Origin of the sequence: Jeotgalibacillus sp. ET6 (assembly GCF_029667115.1) — a bacterium.
GTDB lineage: Bacteria > Bacillota > Bacilli > Bacillales > Jeotgalibacillaceae > Jeotgalibacillus.
Genome location: NZ_JARUIU010000055.1, coordinates 1 through 287, shown reverse-complemented (window position 1 = coordinate 287; position 287 = coordinate 1). Strand labels below are relative to the sequence as shown.

Below are 287 nucleotides of genomic sequence, written 5' to 3'. Positions count from 1 at the left end.
AATACGATTGCAGTAAATCCATATATGCCCTTTTTTCCACATCTTCAAGGAAGAATTAAGATAGGTTATCCTTTCTGGTGTATTACTGCTTGAGCATCTTGGCTGGAGTGAGGCAGCAGGCAAGCTTAAACATATTGCCCCCGACACCTAAAACGAAGCAGGATGAACCACCATCTCACACTCCTGTTGATGCGTTAAGCGTCCGTCTGGAGAGCAGCGAACTGATCAATGAGCTTGGGACAAATTTGGCCCAAGCTCATTTTCTTGTCTGCTTATAAAATCGACCC

At 44.6% G+C, this 287-nt stretch carries 1 protein-coding gene; it reads left to right on the top strand.

Annotation, left to right across the window (positions count from 1 at the left end):
• Nucleotides 1-89 precede the first annotated feature (89 nt).
• Complete coding sequence (locus P6709_RS19845) at nucleotides 90-278, top strand: hypothetical protein (protein ID WP_278242629.1); 189 nt, start codon at nucleotides 90-92, stop codon at nucleotides 276-278.
• Nucleotides 279-287 lie beyond the last annotated feature (9 nt).